Genomic DNA, 18,068 nt, shown 5'->3' on the forward strand with positions numbered 1-18,068 from the left:
TACTCATGGCTATTCTCAACACCCTTATGTTGAGTTTAACTACTGAGCTTTAGCCACTTGACAAGTTTCTATTTTTCTTAACTTGACACCAATGGTATCTTGCCCGCCCATTTTTGTTACCTTCGGATTATTCTAAATTTTGACTGAGCGAATTACTTATGACTGGTCTAACCGCCGTTGCCATTCAGCGTCAATTTGTGCAGAACGCTCAACTTCCTGGTCGAGTAAGTCAGTTTCGCTAGAATACACTAAATCTTCGTTGCCAATGACTTTTTCTGTTGCAAATTGTTGAGCATAGTCGATTTTTTGTTGCAAAGGTGCATCAGGACTTGCCAATAGCCTTGCTCTGGAAATGCGATCGCGGTTGCGATCAACAATTTTGCGATTACGCCACCGAATCCAAAAATAACGCAACAACGGTATGGCTAAGAAACCTGCTCCGTAAGCCAATAGCAGCCAATAAATTCCTTGCACAAAAGCTACCAGTCCACCTAATTGGGCGGCAACTGTGCCATCTCTCAACAAACTTCCCAGTACTAAAGCACCAACAAAATTTAGTACACCCAATCCAGCACTCAGCATAATTTGCCCAGAACTTGCGGCACTAAAACGCCAGGGAAATTCCTCCAAGTGATCTGATATTGCATGACGGCGCTTTTTGGTTGCACTCACCTGCAACTCTGGGAAGTAATAAACAATTTGCCCTTCTGGACTTACCCCCGGTTGCCCATTAAATCGCGTCAGAACGGGCAGCATATAATCTTCGTACTCTCTTGTATATCCCTCCCCAATGTCATCCAAATATGGGGTAATTTGTTCTGCTACCACTGCGCCACGGTTACTCCGAATCACCGTAGCAATTTCTTGCCAGCGACGTTCTTCTAAGTTGGCGTTAGGATTCCCATCGCCAAACAAAAACGAAAACACAGCTTCAAAGAAATTCAGATTGCTTTCTTGGTGCCTTTCACGTCGCCGTTCCTGGTTGCGGGTGTCATAATTTGGGCTAAGATACCAGAATAAATTTGGAAAATAGAAGAACCCGCCACCACCGAAATTACTGCCCCGATTGTTGCCGTTCCGGTCTGAATTGGTAGAGGTAATGACAATGTAGATGGTAATAGTTATCAGGACGATGGAAACAGTTAAGAAAATTCCAAAAGAAATGCGAATCAGGTAAAACAGAACACTCCAGACCTTTTTCCACCATTCCTGCAATCGTAACTGTAAGTATTTATTACGCAAAACTGCTCGAAAATTTTGTGGAAAAAGGTAAACTATATCACCTGTATCCGCTACCTGCAAATGTCCCCCAGCATCAGATGCCAGGGCTAACAAGCTTTGATTAGCTTCAGCAACGTTCAATCCTGCCTGAGTTGCCACATCACCAACGGTGACACGGTAGCCCAGTTGTTCCACAGCTTGCATGATGGTGGGACTGGGAGCCATTGCTCTCCTCTCCTGTTGAAACTTATTTCCCTTTTCTTAAGTATAAAGTTTTATTTTGAGTGGCTTGGCAGAGGTAGGGGTAACAATTCAAAATTCAAAATTCAAAATTCAAAATTGTTTGCGCAGCGTCTCGTAGAGAAGAGAGTTTCAGACTCTTATCAGAAAAATGGGTTTAAGTGATGCCCGAAACGATTTTCTTCACAAGTTGACAACTCGATTGGTACGTGAAAACCAAACGATTGCTGTTGAGGACTTGGCTGTGAAGAATATGGTCAAAAATAGAAAACTTGCCCTCTCTATTAGTGACGCTAGATGGTCGGAATTAGTCAGACAGCTTGAATACAAGTGCGACTGGTATGGTCGTACATTTGTCAAGATTGACCGATGGTTTCCTAGCTCTAAGCGATGTGGACATTGTGGACATATTGTAGATGAATTGCCGTTGAATATCAGAGAGTGGGAATGCCCTAAATGCATTTCTCGCCATGACCGAGATATCAACGCAAGTAAAAATATTCTTGCCGCAGGGCTTGCGGTTAAAGTCTGTGGAGCGAGCATAAGACCTGATAGCCTTAAGGTTAAAGGGCAGTTGCGAAAAACCAGCAATGGTGAGTTAGCCCCCGTCTTGGCGGTTTCCGTCGATGGGGGACTACCGAACCCGGAGGGTAAGAAACAGAAACCTAATTCGTGAGGCTTAGGAATCTCTGGCATAAATGCCGGGGAAGATGTCAATTAAACTCCCACTGTAGCTTCCTTCCCGCAGGATAACTGAGTGGAGTCGGAGCCTAACCCTTCAGGATGAGCGACATGTTGACGTTCGGTCTTAAACCCTTTATGGCGTTTCCTAATCACATGAGGTACATCCAGATTCATACTTTTTCCCACCGTAGATGTTTTAATATCCTTTATAGGTATTATCATTTTTCTCTCGTTGTATGAAACCACCCTGCCCTCCTCGCTTGCTCTTAGGGGTGGGATTCTTGTACTTCACTCAAGCGAGAACCGCTATAATTTACGATAAACCAACAAATAACCTGACACGCAACATGTTATAATTATTTGCTTCAGCTTGGTTAACCAGCAAATTTTCTGCTCAAATATGGTTCAGTACACTCTCGCTCAAAGCCCAGAAATTATCCTTACTATTTCTGGAAAAGATTCAGCTAAAGCCCGCGATAAAGCAATGGATCAGCTGATGGAACTGATGGATGCAGGTAAGCTACCCACGGAACTGGAAGAGGGATTTGGCCCTCAACAATTAATTGAGGTTAAAGAGTCAATTATTGATCCTGCTAGCGGTGAGGATACCATTACACAAGCTGTCCAGGTTCTGAGTAACCTGGCCACGCTCAAGCTGAAAGTTCAGGAGTCACGAGCTGAAGCGTTGGAAATCCGCAAAGCGGTTGATGTTCTGTTCACCGACGAGTCGGTGACAGAAGAGGAAATTACTCGACTCAAGGAAGGTTTTAAAGTTCTCAAAAATTTTGCCCAAGCTAATGTGCGTTACCAGGAAGCGCGAGCTAAAGCAGAACAGGCTCGGCAGACTCTGGATCAAGCTCTCAAATCGCCTGACAAGTAACATTTGTAGAATTAGATGCATTGAGATGCATCTTGAAAATGTAATTAAATACTCTAAAAGACAGGCTGTTATGCCTGTCTTTAGATTTACTGGGGCGCTAGGATTCGAACCCAGGGATGGCGAGACCAAAACCCGCTGCCTTACCACTTGGCGACGCCCCAACGACTTTACTCTAGTTAATATAGCACTTAGTCGTGGGTTAATGTCAAGTACTTTAATAGTTGATTTCAGATAATGGGTTTTTACAACAGGACGTTGATTGGTCGAAATCCTTGCACTTAGACTCTTTCATGACTTGGGGGTGAACTCTTGAATCAACCTTTGGCTCTATCGTCGAACTCATGTTAATTTATCCCATAGTGATGAAATCCGGGTTAAGGGGCAAAATTGTGCGATCGCAATTCCTTTACCACTGACAGACTATTTCTTCTTATTGATGACTTGTTGGTAAATTGCCATCAACTGCCGATAATTAGCTTCAGGAGCATATTTAGTCTCATAAACCTGCCGAGCATTTTTCCCCATAGTTCTCATAGCTTCAGGATGAGTGGTTGCCCATTCAATTTTGGCTGCCATATCCCTATGGTTGCCGGCTTCAAAATGTAAACCAGTTACTCCATCCTCGACAATTTCTACCATGCTACCTAATTTGGACACCAGTACAGGTAGACCGCAGGCAAAAGCTTCAGCGATAGTTAAGGGAAAACCTTCGTACCAAATGGAAGGAAATACTAAAAACCGGGCATTCTGCATTAGTGCCAACACTGTTGGCTTATCCTGAAAGCCTAAAAATTCAATGAAATTTTCGGAACTAGTATTTTTAATCTGTTGCTGCAACTTTTGACGGCAAGGACCATCACCGACAATTTTTAGTGGTATGCATAATTTCTTCTGTACATAGGCATCAATTAAAACAGAAACTCCCTTTTCTTCAGACAATCTACCAACAAAAAGTAAGTAATCACTATGTTCACCATTTTGGTTTCGAGAGTCTGGAGCAAACACAAAATTAGGTTTGATGTACAACTTTTCTGCCGGTAGTCCAGCCTGTAACATTTTGTCTTTTTGAAATTGGGTAAAGACAATATAAGCATCTACCTGTTCTTGCCAAGTACCTCGCAACCGATGCCAGCTGTTCATTGCTGCTATCACCGAGCTTTGGAGACGTGAGTTGCGGTAGCAGCCATGTACAACACTAGACCACGGCACTGTTTGTCCAAAGCAATCAACACAAACCTTTGCATCTCGAAAAGGCATTGCTTTGGGACAAGCAAGCCGATAGTTATGAAGAGTTTGAACAATACTTAGCCCATGCTCTCGACAAGCATCATATATCGAAGGAGAGAGTAGGGGAAAAAAGTTATGTACATGGACGACATCAGGGCGGAGTTGGGAAATTTTGATGCGAACTTGTTGTTTTGCTGAATATGAGTAAATTGCACTAATAGCAGTTGCAATTTTATCCCAGGTATTTTTAATGTCAAGATTACTGACTTCCAGTAAAGATACCTGATGACCATTTGCTTTCAGTAAGGATTGTTCAGCTTTCACTACTCCATCCTCACCGCCTGCAAGTCGATAATGGTTATGTATCAACAGCACTTTCATGCAGTTAAGTCTCTGAATAGTGGAAGGAAAGAACCAACTAGTAGATCATGCAAAGCAATTACACCCTGATTTCCAGTAGTTTTACTGTTCTATAGCCAGTTTTCCTACAATCGGTAACACTACAGCTAATTTTTGATGAAATTTAATTAGTTTTTTACGTATGCTACCAGTATCGCTAAAGGAGCTATTGAGAAGATATATACTATGACGTTATCATTAATCATCGCTAGAGCTATAGCTCTAACTCAATTTCAAGCAGGATTTATTCTGGTTTGAAATTTCTTCGTAGAGTTGAATTAGCTGCCTCCCCTTACTTTCCCAACTGAAAGTCTCCCTCACCCTCTTCTGTCCGGCTTGACCCATCAATAATCTTAGCTCTGGGTTACTAGCTAAATACGTCATAGCCTTAGCAATATCACTTACTGCTTGCTCAGGTGTATTTGCCTTAATTTTAAAGCCAGTTTCCTCTGTAACCTGAACTGCCGGTCCTCCTAAATCTAGGCAAATCACTGGTCGCCCTGCTGCCATTGCCTCTAAACACACAAATCCTCCAGATTCATGCAAGCTGGGATGAACTAACACATGGCAGTTCTGTATTTTACTCCATGTATGTTCACGAGACAAATTACCTAAAAACTGGACTTGTTTAGCAATATTCAGATATTCAGTTAATATTTCTAGCTGTTTGCGTTCAAATCCTTCTCCGACAATCCAATACTCAGCATTATGTAGGTTTGCTTGGGCAAATGCTGCTAATCCCAAATGAAACCCTTTCCAGTGCAAAAGCCTACCTACGCTGATAAATCTAATTGCAGAATTGTCGAGAATTACGGAATCTGAAAGCTTTGCTATTTCATCTTGAGATAAACCTAATGGAGAATAAACTTGGACATTTTTTGTCCCCATTTGGCGTAAGCGTTTAGCTGTATCTTCTGTGGTAGAACGGGCTAAGACACTTTGTTGTGCAGTGAGGCGAACCAAGGGGTCACACTCCCCTATCCAGCGAGCCAAATTTCGCAAAACCTCGTATATCTTCCCACGGAAACTAAAATCTTGACAAAAACTTTTGGGAGATGATTCCCCGCCCCCAACTGGACCCCAGATGAAAGGAACTGGTAGCAGTGAAATTAAACTAGGGCTTGAATACTTCGCATAAGTTACATGATGTAGGATATCAAAACCAATCTGCTTGTGGAGTGAGCTACTGATAAAATACGCCCAAATTTGCCAAAGGTAATAGTGAACATAAACCCCCCATTGTTTTCCCATCCTCTGATGACTCCAGTCGATGATCCAGCCTAGAGGATCTAAGTAAACAACATGCAGGTTGAACAGGGGATTACGTGCTAGTTCAGTTTCAAGACCTTGACGGTGACAGTTTGATGTGAGTACCCAGATTTGGTGATACTTGCTTACCTCCCTAACAAGATTCCAGCCTACTCCTGGTTCAGAACCTTTTCCCGGTTCACAAGCATATGCACAGATGAGAATTTTTAACTGTTTCATGCCCGACATTTCCTTAATGTCGCGAATATCGTTCCAAGTATTGCTCCAGAAGCTGTTAATCCCCAGTCTCGTGAAGAAAGACGGCTGCAATTCGACTTGATGATAGTAGTTGCTTCGTAGCCAGCCAGATAAATAGTGGAATGGTCTTAGCATAGCGGCCACAAAGTCGGCGCGGTTCTTGAATCCATCGATACAGCCATTCAAGTCCTAAGTCTCGAACTATGCGGGGTGCCCGCTTGTGAATTCCTGCATAAACGGGGAAAACTCCGCCCAGTCCAATCATTACAGCTTGTATCTTACCCTTATGTTGAGCTATCCAATTTTCTTGCTTAGGACAGCCCAGAGATACTAAGACGGCACCAGCACCACTAGAGTTAATCTTTTGAATCAAAGCTTCGTCTTCGGTTTCACTCAGAGGACGAAAAGGTAGAGGTTCCATCGCCGAAATCTTCATTTGGGGAAATTCCTGCTCTAACCTTTTTCGCATCCTAGAAAGAATTTCTGTTTGAGAACCTAGAAAGAAAATACTCAGATTTTGTGTTTGAGTTAGTTGACACAATGCTAGGAAAATATCCATTCCTGCCACACGGTCTTGGTAAAGCGCTCCCATTTTTCGCATCATCCATACCAGAGGCATACCATCAGGAGTAACTATATCTGCATTTCGTAATACTGTGGCAAACTCTGGATTCCAATGAGCTTCAATGAGCATGTGTACATTCGCTACGTATACACTTTTACTCTCACGCCGACTCGACCATTTCAGTATTGTTTGTACTTGGTCGTCAAAGCGTAAAGCAGTAATAGGAAAATCAAGCACTTTTTTAGTAGGTAGAAGCACTCTCGCCACCATCAATAACTCCTGTGTCCGAGAAAAAAATCCATAGATTACCTAGACCAATCCGAATATTGAAGAATTCGGATTGGATTACTCCTGACTTTTTGTAGGCTTGTGTCATCGTTGGAAGTTAACACATGGAGATGCAATTGCCTTCTTAGTATACTTTTGGCTTAATCGGTAATACTAGAATTATTTGCTGTTGTGTGTTAGTTTACCGTTTTCACCAAGGGATTTCACACACTGCTTGGTAAAATTCATACTTCCTTCATAATTAATTTTTGATTTGTTCATCTAAGCATTACAATTGCGATATGTTCCTTATAAATATGTGTTTATTTGCGTAATATTTGCTACATATAAATAAAAATTAGATGACGAAGCAAAATACTAGACACTTAGTATAGCTTTGCGTATAATCGTGGCGAATGTAGGGTTGAAATTTAAACGCATAGGCGCTTCGCCTTCCCGGAGGGTAGGGGCGCAGAGGCACGCAGAGAATTCGCTATGAATTAATGAAATGTTGTATTTGGTTTGATGATTTTGATACGTAAGTATCCGCTTAAGAGGTTCAATTCAAAGAAAATCGGCTATTCCTCCCATCCCAACAAGAGGGGTGGGAGGAATAGCCGCCCGCCGATTTAGTCATTAGTCAAAAGTCATTGGTCATTGGTACTAATGACTAATGACTCGAAATCCCCCGGCTTCAAGCCGGGGGATGAGTTAAATTAGTATATTTTGAATAATAGGCTAATAGTTTATTCTTATGATTTTCCAAATTTATGAAAAATCTAATTTACCCTATGTATTGAAAAATCCCTAAAATTTATTTTTTTATGAAATAAAAGCCCAAAAAATAAGGGAAAGATAAACTTATCTTTCCCTGCTTTATTGTTTTTGTTGTTGTCTAGTTTGTTACTTTCCTTGAGTCTTTGCCGTAACATTTGCCTTTGCTTTTTGAGTTGCCGCTTTCTAGCAGAACCGCCTCTACCTTTCTCATTCCTGCCTTCTTTACGGGGAGACTCCCATCTTTTCAGGCGCATAACTTTTTAACCTTTTTAACCTTTTTAACCTGTGTACTAGTTGTTTGGTAGTGGGCAGGAGGAGAATCGAACTCCTATGACCGTAAGGCCGCCACATTTTGAGTGTGGTGCGTCTACCAATTCCGCCACCCGCCCTTATATCCAATCTTAACTATTATACTCTAATTGAGGGGTTTTGTAACAAGTGAGAAAATTAATTCTCAAAGTTTTTCTGGAATAAGCTCTGATAATTGTAAGGCTTAAAGGCGTGGCAGGGTCAATAAACTAGGATCAATATCCTGTAGTTTTGCACAGCCGCTAAGTGCCATTCCCACATTTAACTCATCTTGTAGCAGTGAGATGACATGAGATACACCGGCTTGTCCTGCTACTGCTAGTCCCCACAAAATGGGTCGTCCGATCAGTACCGCTTTTGCTCCTAATGCCAGAGCTTTGAGAATGTCTGTACCCCTACGAATGCCTCCATCTAACAGTACTTCTACTCTACCATCCACTGCTGCTACTATTTCAGCTAGGGCATCTAAAGAAGCGATCGCACCATCGAGTTGTCTGCCACCATGATTGGAAACAATAATTGCTTTGGCTCCATATTCTACAGCCCGCACAGCATCATCTGGACGTAAAATTCCTTTGATGACTAAAGGTAGTGGGGATAAAGACTGTAACCATTCTAAATCGTGCCAAGTTACTGCTGGGTCTAGCTGTTGGGCAAAATAGGTAAATAACCTAGATTCGCCTTTTTCATGGGGAATATCTAGCCCTGAGATGGTGGCGAGATTAGCCAGATGTAAGTTTAGGGGTAAGGCAAATTCGTTACGTCTATCTCTCTCGCGCTGTCCGAGAACAGGTGCATCTACAGTCAGACAAAGTGCTTTGTAGCCTGCTTTATAGGCTTTTTCTACCAAAGCACGAGTTAATCCCCGATCTTTATGGATGTAAAGCTGGAACCATTGCAGAGAATCTGGAAATTTATCAGATGCAGTCGCTACTTCTTCAATGCTCTTTGTTGCCATTGTACTTAACACCATGCCCACACCAGCTGAGGCGGCAGCTAGGGCTGTAGCAACTTCTCCGTCTGGATGGGCTAGACATTGAAAAGCCATTGGCGCAATTAACAAAGGTAGTTGCAGGGGTTGTCCTAAAATGGAGGTGGTTAGATTGCGATCGCTAACATCAACTAAGATCCGAGGTCGCAGCTTGACTCGCTCAAAGGCTGCATGATTATCCCGCAATGTGATTTCGTCCCAAGCACCACTGGTATAGTAATCAAGTGTAATTTGAGACAAATACTCTTTTGCTAACTTTTCGTACTCAAAGAGATTTATCGGTTGAAAGCGATCGTCGTTGGATAAATCGGTAGACATAGTAAAATGTAAGAATTTTTATTCGTAGTGAGCGGTTTATCGCTCTCCATAAGATTTTAAAAGACTAGAGCCGCTTACCCTTCGGATGTTCTCTAATCCGATTGTCGGATTGAACAAGCTTAAGTAATCATCAATTTATTAATAAAGATGGAAAACCCAGTATCTCCGATTGAGTTATTCTAAGGGAGTTCCAAGAAATAAATTATCCAAAGAAACGAACCACTCCAGACGCAGCGAAAAGTCGGAGCGCCGGCTTCCGGCGTTGGCGCAGCCCGCCGCAGGCATCTGAACTTTTCAAGACAGAGAACACAGAGAGAAGAGAAATAGAGAGGCTTTTTGCATCAGTTTTGGGATATTTTTTTATTTACAAGTCCCTAAAGAAACCTATCCAATAATTCTTCCCTCGATAGTTGCAGTAATAAAGGAGTAAATTCCTCTGGAGATAATGCCGACAAAGCTTCAATAATTACTCGGATTTCTGCATCTAAAGAACCAAAGCGAAATTGCAATAAATTCTCTATAACATTACGACGTTCTGCTTGGATTCCTTCTTGGATTCCTTCTTGTTTAGCTTCTGCTAACTTTTGCTCATAAATAGGTGATAAGCGCATAATTAAATCTCTATCCTCCTCGTCTATATTTTGATTGAATTCTAATGTAGTCTTTAAACTCAATAATAAATCAATTGCTTTGGAACGTAAGAGATTATTTTGAGGAAGTGCTTCTAGTTCATCTATCGCTTGTTGCTGGACTCTTCCCTTACCTAAAATTCTCAACCATAGTGTTTCTTCTGTACACGGTAATTGGTGAATTGCCACAATTCCTGTTCTCAAATAATCCCCTAAAAAATGTACTCCTATTCCCCAATTTTCCTCATCTAGATTAGTTCTAAAACCATCCAATATAGATTCAGAAGCTGTCGGTGAAAAAATCCATAAACGTGGTAAATCTGATTCCGCAATCCGGTTTTTATCACCTTTAGTCTGACGCTTTACTTCTGCGAAAATATCAAATAACTTACTCATACAACTACGAATTTCCGCAATTGTAGCTGCATTTCTAAATGGTTCAATTAATGCAGGTTCAGCCGCAAATTTTCCTAACAGTCCTAATTCTATTCTATTGCTTGTGGATTGCGGTGAAGGTACAAAATAAACATCAATCTCTCGGATTTGGGCTGGAACTTTCCGACTTGTTTCCACTTCTCCCAATGGCTGTAATAATTCTTTAAGATAGTCTTTTGCAAACTGGTCGTAGGGAAACCTGGTCATTAGCTGATTTTCTGGCTGTACCAATATTTTACATGAGTGGGTAGACGCATATTCCTACATAGAAGCAAGCTACGCGTTGGCGGAGCCTCTCGGAGAGAAGCGCCTGTCTGCCACACGCTGCGCGAACGTAGAGAAGCGGCTTGTCGCCAGACACTGCATTCATAATATTGACAAATGCATTAATTAATGCCTAAAACTCCTGCTAAAGCTTTGCTAATATTCTGCATTTGCTCATCTGACAAGATTAGCAGTTAGGGAATTAATCTCTGCTGCGAGATTGAACTCGTTACTAGCGAAGTTGCGTCGGGTTAAGAGACTTCTAATCCTACGGAGCGGGTGAGGAGGGTCACGCTTGTCCCTCCACAAAGTATAAAAGTGGTTATTATTAGTAGCTCTACCAATTGCGCCACCCGCCTTTGGGTGTAACTTCATTAGTATACTTAAGTCCGTGACTGTGTAACAGAGTTTGATATTCTGTGCTGCTTGCCCATCGGTCAATTTCTCGCGCCCGTAGCACTGGTACTGGATGGGTTAATTGGGCTGTGCGGGCGGCTTTGACCATTTCGCCTAGTTCGGTCTTGCTAATATCATCGTAAGCGCGGACTTGGGCAACAAAGGCATCGAGATTCAGTTGTGGCGCTAAGGTGGGGGAACCACCCGCTAACTTCATCAACACTGACATGACAACTTTCGGGTCTTGGGTTGCTAGTAATGCGGCGCGATCGCAGGTAAACTCAGCACAACGTACCCATTCTAAAAGCTGTGCCTGTATCGCTTGAGCAACGAAGGTTCCGACATTGGGCACAATCGCCGCAGCTAATATTAATAAATTTACAGGAGTCAAGTAAACGCTATGGTCACACTTGAGATGCCCCAACTCGTGGGCAATTACTGCCTGTATTTCTACTGGTGTGAGGATATCAATCAGGGATGTGTGTAGCACAACAAAGGGCTGCTTACCCCGCACAGCAAAAGTATAGGCGTTAGGAGCCGGATGTTGCCGGACGTACAATTGGGGAGGCTCTATATCCAGGATTTTACAGGCATCTAACAACAGTTTGTATAAATCGGGCAGTTGCTTTTCACCCACCAGAATGCTGGAGGCAATATTTTCCACATAGAAAACCTGCTCTGCCATTGGCCCGAGCCAATTTCGCACCAACATATCTATGCCTGGTATCTGCTTGAGCGCTCTGGTAGCTTCCAGGTCTAATGGATGACGAAATGAGTCAGCTTTTAAACCAATTAGCGGGGTTTGGATGAAGGACATAGTGCAGCAAGCTATAAAAAACACAACTATGGAAGCTGGCTGGTTAGATTCACAGCCTCCCACAGTTAGTATAACGATTTCAGTCGGGTGGGCAGGGGACACCCAAAGGTAGATGGCGACATTAGAAAGATTGCGCCACAAATATTGAGTTGGATTTTTTGAATCGCGCCTGAGAGCAAAACCCATTCTTGCAACTGATTACGAAGGTTAGTCCAGTATCAGCGCTCTATGGGTTTGACCTCAGTTACTCATTTTCAACCAGAACTGTTACAGCTGCGATCGCAATCAACATTTCGTCATTTTTATCGTTGAGTTCGGGAATCGCCCGCCCTTGAACTACCATCCCCCCAGATTCTACGGTGAGGGTTTTCCGACCAAATGGCAGTACAGCTAGTACTTCTTCTTCCTTAACTTGTTCTGGATATGGTACTGCTACTTGAACCTCTATAATCATTTCATTGGGGTGACTTAAACCTGCAACTTCCCAAACACCAGGTAAGGCATTGTGAGCGATCGCATTGCGTACTGCCCTAGATGCTGCTACAGTTGGTTCTTGTCCATGCTGATCTATTCCCATCCCCATCTCAATAATCAAGCGTTTACGCGCCATTGCTACCTCCGGTAAATCTTGCATCTTTCATTAAAAAGGCAGAAGGCAGAGAAGCCACTTGGGAAAAGACCACGTTGCCCAAAATCCTTGGTAGGCACAATTGATGAATTGTGCCTACGTTATTTCACGCCTATCTCTGATCGTTGCACCCTCCTGCACCCTGCCTCCTAAAGTGCTTTAGACCATATGCTGCAAGCGAGTCAGACGCTCTGAATAACTTTTCATCACCTGTAGGGCAAACATGGGTGTTTCCTGAACGGCAAAGAGAAACCCTTCCTCATCAAGGAAACCCAGTTTGCTATCCACCTTGGCAATAGCTGTGTAAGTTCTATTTTGGACTCCTACAAGTACCCCGATACCAAAAACTTCGCCCGTCTCAATGGTTTCTATAATCTTGCCATTGACTAATATATCTACCTCTCCTTCGAGAATGCCATACATATTATCGCCAGGCTGTCCTTCTTCAAAGATGACTTGGCCTGCTGAAAATACTTTAGGGTCGGATTTTTTTTGAAAAATACTGACTGTTAGAACAGGACTTAACATTAGAGCAACCCCAAAATTCTTTGTTTTTAAACGAAACGTTTGGATAGCTTTAGGCGAACCTAGTAAACTATACTACTTTCTGTTGATTAACTCTCAACGTCCGCAAAATTCCTGATTAGACATCTGTAGGACTTACGCAAAATATCTCTCAAACTCTGATTTCTCCGTGCCCTCTGCGCCTCTGCGGTTCGTTATTCCGTAATTTGTGCGTAAGTCCTAATCTGGTGAAAAAGAATTGTTTTGACGTAGCAATGCTACGTCTCTACAAGGGTTCTAGATAACCCATATTTAAGGGACTTCCAATAAATAAATTATCCATATTCAGGGTGGGCATCCTGCCCGCCCTGAGTATGGGACGGGTGAGGACACCCATCCCACAAGAAAATTTGAGATGTTTTTTTATTTGTCAGTCCCTTAGTTCAAGGCAGGGAGAGGTTTATCAAAAAAGGTAAATAAAATAGCAAATTTTGGTTTTCATGTCATCTTCTATAATTAATAAAACCTGCACACCTAATTCTAGGCATGAGACTGTGACCGAATCAGGAAGTTACAAAGATACTGTAAACCTACCCAAGACTAACTTTGAGATGCGGGCAAACGCCATCAAGCGGGAGCCGGAAATCCAAAAATTTTGGGAAGATAATAAAATTTACGATCGCCTCTCCGAAAATAACCCCGGCGAATTATTTATACTGCACGATGGGCCTCCCTACGCTAATGGCTCTCTGCATATTGGTCATGCTTTAAATAAAATTCTCAAAGATATTATTAATCGCTATCAACTGCTACAAGGGCGTAAAGTTCGCTACGTCCCTGGTTGGGATTGTCACGGTTTGCCAATTGAGTTAAAAGTTTTGCAGAACATGAAGTCAGCAGAACGGCAAAATTTAACACCTTTACAACTGCGGCAGAAAGCGAAAGAATTTGCTTTAGTTACCGTAGATGACCAGCGTCAAAATTTTAAACGTTACGGTATTTGGGGAGATTGGGACAACCCTTATCTCACTCTGAAGCCGGAATATGAAGCGGCGCAAATTGGCGTATTTGGTCAGATGTTCTTAAAAGGCTACATCTATCGCGGTTTGAAGCCGGTTCACTGGAGTCCGAGTTCTAAAACCGCTTTGGCGGAAGCTGAGTTGGAATATCCAGAAGGTCACGTTTCCCGCAGTATCTATGCAGCTTTTCCCATCACAGGTTTAGCGGAAGCTGTAAAACCACTGTTGGCGGAATATCTGTCAGATTTAGGTGTGGCTATCTGGACAACTACACCTTGGACGATTCCGGGGAATTTGGCTGTGGCGGTAAATGCAGATTTGAATTATGCAGTGGTGGAAGTGGAACCCCACCCCCCAACCCCCTCCCCGCAAGCAGGGAGGGGGAGTGAGGAAGTTTCTTCTCATTCTTCGTTAACGGAAAGAGTGAGGTTTCGCTATCTCATCGTTGCTGCTGATTTAGTGGAACGTTTATCTTCGACGTTGGGAGTTGAGTTAACTCTCAAAGCCACGTTTAAGGGGAATGATTTAGAGCATACTACTTACCGTCATCCTCTATTTGACCGCGAAAGTCCGATTGTTGTGGGCGGTGATTACATTACTACTGAATCGGGTACTGGGTTGGTACATACTGCCCCCGGTCATGGTCAAGAAGATTACATTGTTGGTCTGCGCTACGGTTTACCCATCCTTGCACCAGTGGATGACAATGGCAATTTTACCGAAGAAGCGGGACAATTTGCGGGGTTGAATGTTCTGGGTGATGGGAATCAAGCGGTAATTGATGCATTAACGGTGGCTGGTTCTTTGTTGAAAGAAGAAGCATACCCTCACAAGTATCCCTATGATTGGCGGACGAAGAAGCCGACGATTTTTCGGGCGACTGAACAATGGTTTGCTTCCGTGGAAGGATTTAGAGAAGAAGCATTAAAGGCGATCGCCACGGTAAAATGGATTCCAGCCCAAGGTGAAAATCGCATCACGCCAATGGTGGCGGAACGTTCCGATTGGTGTATCTCTCGTCAGCGGAGTTGGGGTGTACCCATTCCCGTTTTCTACGATGAAGCCACGGGAGAACCACTACTGAATGAAGAAATTATCAACCACGTTCAAGGAATTATCGCAGAAAAAGGTTCTGATGCTTGGTGGGAACTGTCGGTTGAAGAGTTATTACCAGAATCCTATCGCCAAAATGGTAAGTCTTACCGCAGAGGTACAGACACAATGGATGTATGGTTTGATTCTGGCTCATCTTGGGCGGCTGTTGCCAAACAACGTCCAGAGTTACGCTATCCTGCTGATATCTATTTGGAAGGTTCCGACCAACATCGCGGCTGGTTCCAATCAAGCTTGCTCACCAGTGTAGCAGTGAATGACATTGCGCCTTACAAAACTGTGCTAACTCACGGCTTTGCTTTGGACGAACAAGGACGAAAGATGAGTAAGTCTGAAGGAAATGTGGTTGACCCAAATATAATCATTGAAGGCGGGAAAAATCAAAAAGTAGAACCGGCCTACGGTGCAGATGTATTGCGACTGTGGGTATCATCGGTAGACTACTCCGGCGATGTCCGCATTGGGAAAAACATTATCAAGCAGCTGAATGATGTCAGAGGTAAGATTCGCAATACGGCGCGGTTCTTGTTGGGTAGCTTGGATGATTTTGACCCAGAAAAAGACGCAGTACCTTTTGAGGAATTGCCAGAACTTGACCGTTATATGCTGCACCGCATCACCGAGGTGTTTGAGGAAGTGACGGAAGCCTTTGAGAGTTTCCAATTCTTCCGCTTTTTCCAAACAGTGCAGAATTTCTGCGTGGTGGATTTATCCAACTTTTATTTAGATGTTGCCAAAGATAGGCTGTACATCAGTGCAACCAATGCTTTCCGCCGTCGCAGTTGTCAAACAGTGCTGAAGATAGCGTTAGAAAATTTAGCACGAGCGATCGCATCAGTATTATGCCACACCGCCGAAGATATCTGGCAATATCTCCCCTACAAAACACCTTACAAATCGGTATTTGAAGCCGGTTGGGTGCAAGTAGAGGAAAAATGGCGTAATCCTGAATTAGCGGAATTTTGGACAGAGTTACGGAAAATTCGTACTGATGTCAATGGAAGTTTAGAGAATCTTCGAGTAGCGAAAGAAATCGGGTCTTCTTTAGAAGCTAAGGTTTTGTTATATGTCTCAGATTTGGAAGAGCGTAAACAGTTACAATCACTTAACCCCCATTCTATTGACCAAAGTAATGGGGTAGATGAGTTGCGTTATCTGTTTTTAGTATCTCAAGTTGAACTACTAGATTCCCCTCTTAAAGAGGCAGAAGAACAGATAAAAGTAGCTAAATTGTTAGGTACTGAGAAAATAACAACTATTGATGTTGTAAAAGCAGATGGGGAAAAATGCGATCGCTGTTGGAACTACTCCATTCATGTGGGAGAATCAGCAGAACATCCGCTAATTTGCGATCGCTGTGTTGCAGCCTTAGCCGGAGAATTCTAAAAGCAAAAATCCCACAAACCTCACAGACATCCCTCTCCTTACTAAGGAGAGGGACAGGTTTTGCGTAGCAGAACCAGGGTGAGGTTTTCCATATCCCGTGAAAAATCAGATAAAGAATAATCTACTTATGAACATAAATCTTGGGTATTTTTACTGAAATTTAATACGTATTTTCACCAATAAAAAATCTGAATTCTGCATTCTTAAGAAAATATAAAGGTATTGATTAATACGTAGAATTTAGACTAAAAATTCCTTAAATCAAATTTTCAGGTACAGAAATAATGTCCTCAGATAAAGTTGCTAAAGAGTTGGCAGATTTTTTGCTGCAAATAGAAGAGCGATCGCAGTTTCATGCCGGCTATCCATATAATTTAAGTTGTGATTACAGTGCGATCGCAGAATTTTTCAATTTTCTGTTAAATAATGCTGGAGATCCATATATTGAGCCAGATTTTGGTCTTCATTCTCGGAAGTTTGAGCAAGAAGTATTATCTTTTTTTGCTCAACTTTATAAGATTCCAGAAAATGAGTTTTGGGGTTATGTTACTGCTGGTGGAACTGAAGGTAATTTATATGGAATGTTCTTAGCAAGAGAAATCTACCCTAATGGGATTCTTTACTCATCACAAGACTCTCATTACTCAATTCCCAAAGCAGCCAAATTATTCCGCATCCAACATAATGTTGTTAATTCGCAAATTAATGGAGAGATAAATTATCAACATTTTGAACAACTCATTAGCGAAAATCTGAATTATCCAGCGATCATAAATTTAAATATTGGTACTACTGTCAAAGGTGCGATTGATAACTTAGACCAAGTTCTAGAAATTTTAGATCGCAATCAAATTAAAGATTACTATATTCATTGTGATGCTGCACTTTCAGGATTAATATTACCGTTTCTAGATGGCGCTCCGCAAGTTAACTTTCAAAAACCCATAGATAGTATAGCTATTTCTGCTAAATTCATTGGTTCTCCATTGCCTTGCGGTGTAGTTTTAACTAAGAAAAAATGGGTAGAAAAAGTTGAAACAACGATTGAATATATTGGTTCAACAGATACAACAATTCTGGGATCTAGAAACGGTCATACCCCTCTGATTCTCTGGTATGCAGTCCAAACAAGAGGTTATGATGGATTAGCTAGAGAAGCAAATATCTGTATTCAAAATGCCCAATATCTTTTTCAACAACTGAAAATTAGAGAATATCCATGTATGCTCAATAATTTTTCCAATACCGTAGTGTTTCAAAAACCTTCTCAAAAGCTAATTAAAAAGTGGCAGTTAGCAATTTTTGAAAATTGGACACATGTTATAGTCATGCAGAATATTGATCGGGATAAAATCGATACTTTCGTTAATGAGCTTTTGCTAGAAGAAGGGTTACTTAATAACGCAGAGGATTTCCAGCTACAGCCAGTACTACACTAAGATACAGCAGATTGCAAGTTATATCATGTCCGCATCATCACTGTGGACATGATA

The 18,068-nt window shown here is 42.2% G+C and carries 15 protein-coding genes and 2 tRNA genes; 4 read left to right on the plus strand and 13 right to left on the minus strand.

Going from position 1 to position 18,068, the window contains the following annotated elements; all coding sequences use genetic code 11:
• Positions 1-156: 156 nt before the first annotated feature.
• Positions 157-1,446: a hypothetical protein gene (locus V7L05_RS27495; protein ID WP_335168888.1), complete on the minus strand. Its 1,290-nt coding sequence runs from the start codon at positions 1,444-1,446 to the stop codon at positions 157-159.
• Positions 1,447-1,612: 166 nt separating this feature from the next.
• On the opposite strand from V7L05_RS27495, the gene V7L05_RS27500 reads away from it, so the two are divergent.
• The gene (locus tag V7L05_RS27500) at positions 1,613-2,137 is read left to right on the plus strand and encodes an RNA-guided endonuclease TnpB family protein (RefSeq protein WP_335168889.1); all 525 of its coding nucleotides are present in this window, start codon (positions 1,613-1,615) and stop codon (positions 2,135-2,137) included.
• A gap of 41 nt (positions 2,138-2,178) precedes the next feature.
• On the opposite strand, the gene V7L05_RS27505 is transcribed toward V7L05_RS27500, so the two are convergent.
• Positions 2,179-2,367 (minus strand): hypothetical protein, encoded by a 189-nt coding sequence (locus tag V7L05_RS27505; RefSeq protein WP_335168890.1) that lies wholly within the window; start codon positions 2,365-2,367, stop codon positions 2,179-2,181.
• Positions 2,368-2,545: 178 nt separating this feature from the next.
• On the opposite strand from V7L05_RS27505, the gene V7L05_RS27510 reads away from it, so the two are divergent.
• Positions 2,546-3,025 carry a hypothetical protein gene (locus tag V7L05_RS27510; RefSeq protein ID WP_335168891.1) on the plus strand — a complete coding sequence of 160 codons (480 nt, stop codon included), beginning with the start codon at positions 2,546-2,548 and terminating at the stop codon, positions 3,023-3,025.
• 89 nt (positions 3,026-3,114) lie between these two features.
• On the opposite strand, the gene V7L05_RS27515 is transcribed toward V7L05_RS27510, so the two are convergent.
• The 11 genes from V7L05_RS27515 to V7L05_RS27565 all read right to left on the minus strand — a co-directional run bounded on the left by V7L05_RS27515 (position 3,115) and on the right by V7L05_RS27565 (position 13,081).
• Positions 3,115-3,186: transfer RNA gene (locus V7L05_RS27515), tRNA-Gln, on the minus strand.
• 259 nt (positions 3,187-3,445) lie between these two features.
• Positions 3,446-4,633, minus strand: a complete 1,188-nt coding sequence (locus tag V7L05_RS27520; protein WP_335168893.1) for a glycosyltransferase family 4 protein — start codon at positions 4,631-4,633, stop codon at positions 3,446-3,448.
• Between the two features lie 240 nt (positions 4,634-4,873).
• On the minus strand, positions 4,874-6,139 hold the full coding sequence (locus V7L05_RS27525) for a glycosyltransferase family 4 protein (protein WP_335168894.1): 1,266 nt from the start codon (positions 6,137-6,139) through the stop codon (positions 4,874-4,876).
• A gap of 55 nt (positions 6,140-6,194) precedes the next feature.
• Positions 6,195-6,992, minus strand: coding sequence for a WecB/TagA/CpsF family glycosyltransferase (locus tag V7L05_RS27530; RefSeq protein ID WP_335168896.1), 798 nt, complete (start codon positions 6,990-6,992; stop codon positions 6,195-6,197).
• 776 nt (positions 6,993-7,768) lie between these two features.
• Complete coding sequence (locus V7L05_RS27535) at positions 7,769-8,020, minus strand: hypothetical protein (protein ID WP_335168898.1); 252 nt, start codon at positions 8,018-8,020, stop codon at positions 7,769-7,771.
• Positions 8,021-8,071: 51 nt separating this feature from the next.
• Positions 8,072-8,155 (minus strand) — tRNA-Leu (locus V7L05_RS27540).
• Positions 8,156-8,259: 104 nt separating this feature from the next.
• Positions 8,260-9,384 (minus strand): alpha-hydroxy acid oxidase, encoded by a 1,125-nt coding sequence (locus tag V7L05_RS27545; RefSeq protein ID WP_335168899.1) that lies wholly within the window; start codon positions 9,382-9,384, stop codon positions 8,260-8,262.
• Positions 9,385-9,758: 374 nt separating this feature from the next.
• Complete coding sequence (locus V7L05_RS27550) at positions 9,759-10,655, minus strand: hypothetical protein (protein ID WP_335168900.1); 897 nt, start codon at positions 10,653-10,655, stop codon at positions 9,759-9,761.
• Between the two features lie 394 nt (positions 10,656-11,049).
• Entirely contained in the window at positions 11,050-11,925 is an 876-nt protein-coding gene (locus V7L05_RS27555) for a M48 family metallopeptidase (RefSeq protein WP_334948691.1), read from the minus strand.
• A 244-nt stretch (positions 11,926-12,169) separates the two neighbouring features.
• Complete coding sequence (locus V7L05_RS27560; protein WP_335168916.1) at positions 12,170-12,535, minus strand: Lin0512 family protein; 366 nt, start codon at positions 12,533-12,535, stop codon at positions 12,170-12,172.
• A gap of 177 nt (positions 12,536-12,712) precedes the next feature.
• Entirely contained in the window at positions 12,713-13,081 is a 369-nt protein-coding gene (locus V7L05_RS27565) for a Crp/Fnr family transcriptional regulator (RefSeq protein WP_335168902.1), read from the minus strand.
• 530 nt (positions 13,082-13,611) lie between these two features.
• On the opposite strand from V7L05_RS27565, the gene ileS reads away from it, so the two are divergent.
• Entirely contained in the window at positions 13,612-16,575 is a 2,964-nt protein-coding gene (gene ileS / locus V7L05_RS27570) for an isoleucine--tRNA ligase (RefSeq protein ID WP_335168917.1), read from the plus strand.
• A gap of 284 nt (positions 16,576-16,859) precedes the next feature.
• Positions 16,860-18,014: a histidine decarboxylase gene (locus V7L05_RS27575; protein WP_335168904.1), complete on the plus strand. Its 1,155-nt coding sequence runs from the start codon at positions 16,860-16,862 to the stop codon at positions 18,012-18,014.
• Positions 18,015-18,068: the final 54 nt, after the last annotated feature.

The organism is Nostoc sp. (assembly GCF_036917755.1).
In the GTDB taxonomy this organism is placed as follows: domain Bacteria; phylum Cyanobacteriota; class Cyanobacteriia; order Cyanobacteriales; family Nostocaceae; genus Nostoc.

Bases quoted from the DNA above. Each gene is read 5' to 3' on its own strand.
- V7L05_RS27530 (WP_335168896.1), bottom strand. From the start codon at position 6,992: ATGGTGGCGAGAGTGCTTCTACCTACTAAAAAAGTGCTTGATTTTCCT.
- V7L05_RS27575 (WP_335168904.1), top strand. From the start codon at position 16,860: ATGTCCTCAGATAAAGTTGCTAAAGAGTTGGCAGATTTTTTGCTGCAA.
- V7L05_RS27550 (WP_335168900.1), bottom strand. From the start codon at position 10,655: ATGACCAGGTTTCCCTACGACCAGTTTGCAAAAGACTATCTTAAAGAA.
- V7L05_RS27510 (WP_335168891.1), top strand. From the start codon at position 2,546: ATGGTTCAGTACACTCTCGCTCAAAGCCCAGAAATTATCCTTACTATT.
- V7L05_RS27555 (WP_334948691.1), bottom strand. From the start codon at position 11,925: ATGTCCTTCATCCAAACCCCGCTAATTGGTTTAAAAGCTGACTCATTT.
- V7L05_RS27560 (WP_335168916.1), bottom strand. From the start codon at position 12,535: ATGGCGCGTAAACGCTTGATTATTGAGATGGGGATGGGAATAGATCAG.
- V7L05_RS27500 (WP_335168889.1), top strand. From the start codon at position 1,613: ATGGGTTTAAGTGATGCCCGAAACGATTTTCTTCACAAGTTGACAACT.
- V7L05_RS27545 (WP_335168899.1), bottom strand. From the start codon at position 9,384: ATGTCTACCGATTTATCCAACGACGATCGCTTTCAACCGATAAATCTC.
- V7L05_RS27525 (WP_335168894.1), bottom strand. From the start codon at position 6,139: ATGAAACAGTTAAAAATTCTCATCTGTGCATATGCTTGTGAACCGGGA.
- V7L05_RS27520 (WP_335168893.1), bottom strand. From the start codon at position 4,633: ATGAAAGTGCTGTTGATACATAACCATTATCGACTTGCAGGCGGTGAG.
- V7L05_RS27535 (WP_335168898.1), bottom strand. From the start codon at position 8,020: ATGCGCCTGAAAAGATGGGAGTCTCCCCGTAAAGAAGGCAGGAATGAG.
- V7L05_RS27565 (WP_335168902.1), bottom strand. From the start codon at position 13,081: ATGTTAAGTCCTGTTCTAACAGTCAGTATTTTTCAAAAAAAATCCGAC.
- V7L05_RS27495 (WP_335168888.1), bottom strand. From the start codon at position 1,446: ATGGCTCCCAGTCCCACCATCATGCAAGCTGTGGAACAACTGGGCTAC.
- V7L05_RS27505 (WP_335168890.1), bottom strand. From the start codon at position 2,367: ATGATAATACCTATAAAGGATATTAAAACATCTACGGTGGGAAAAAGT.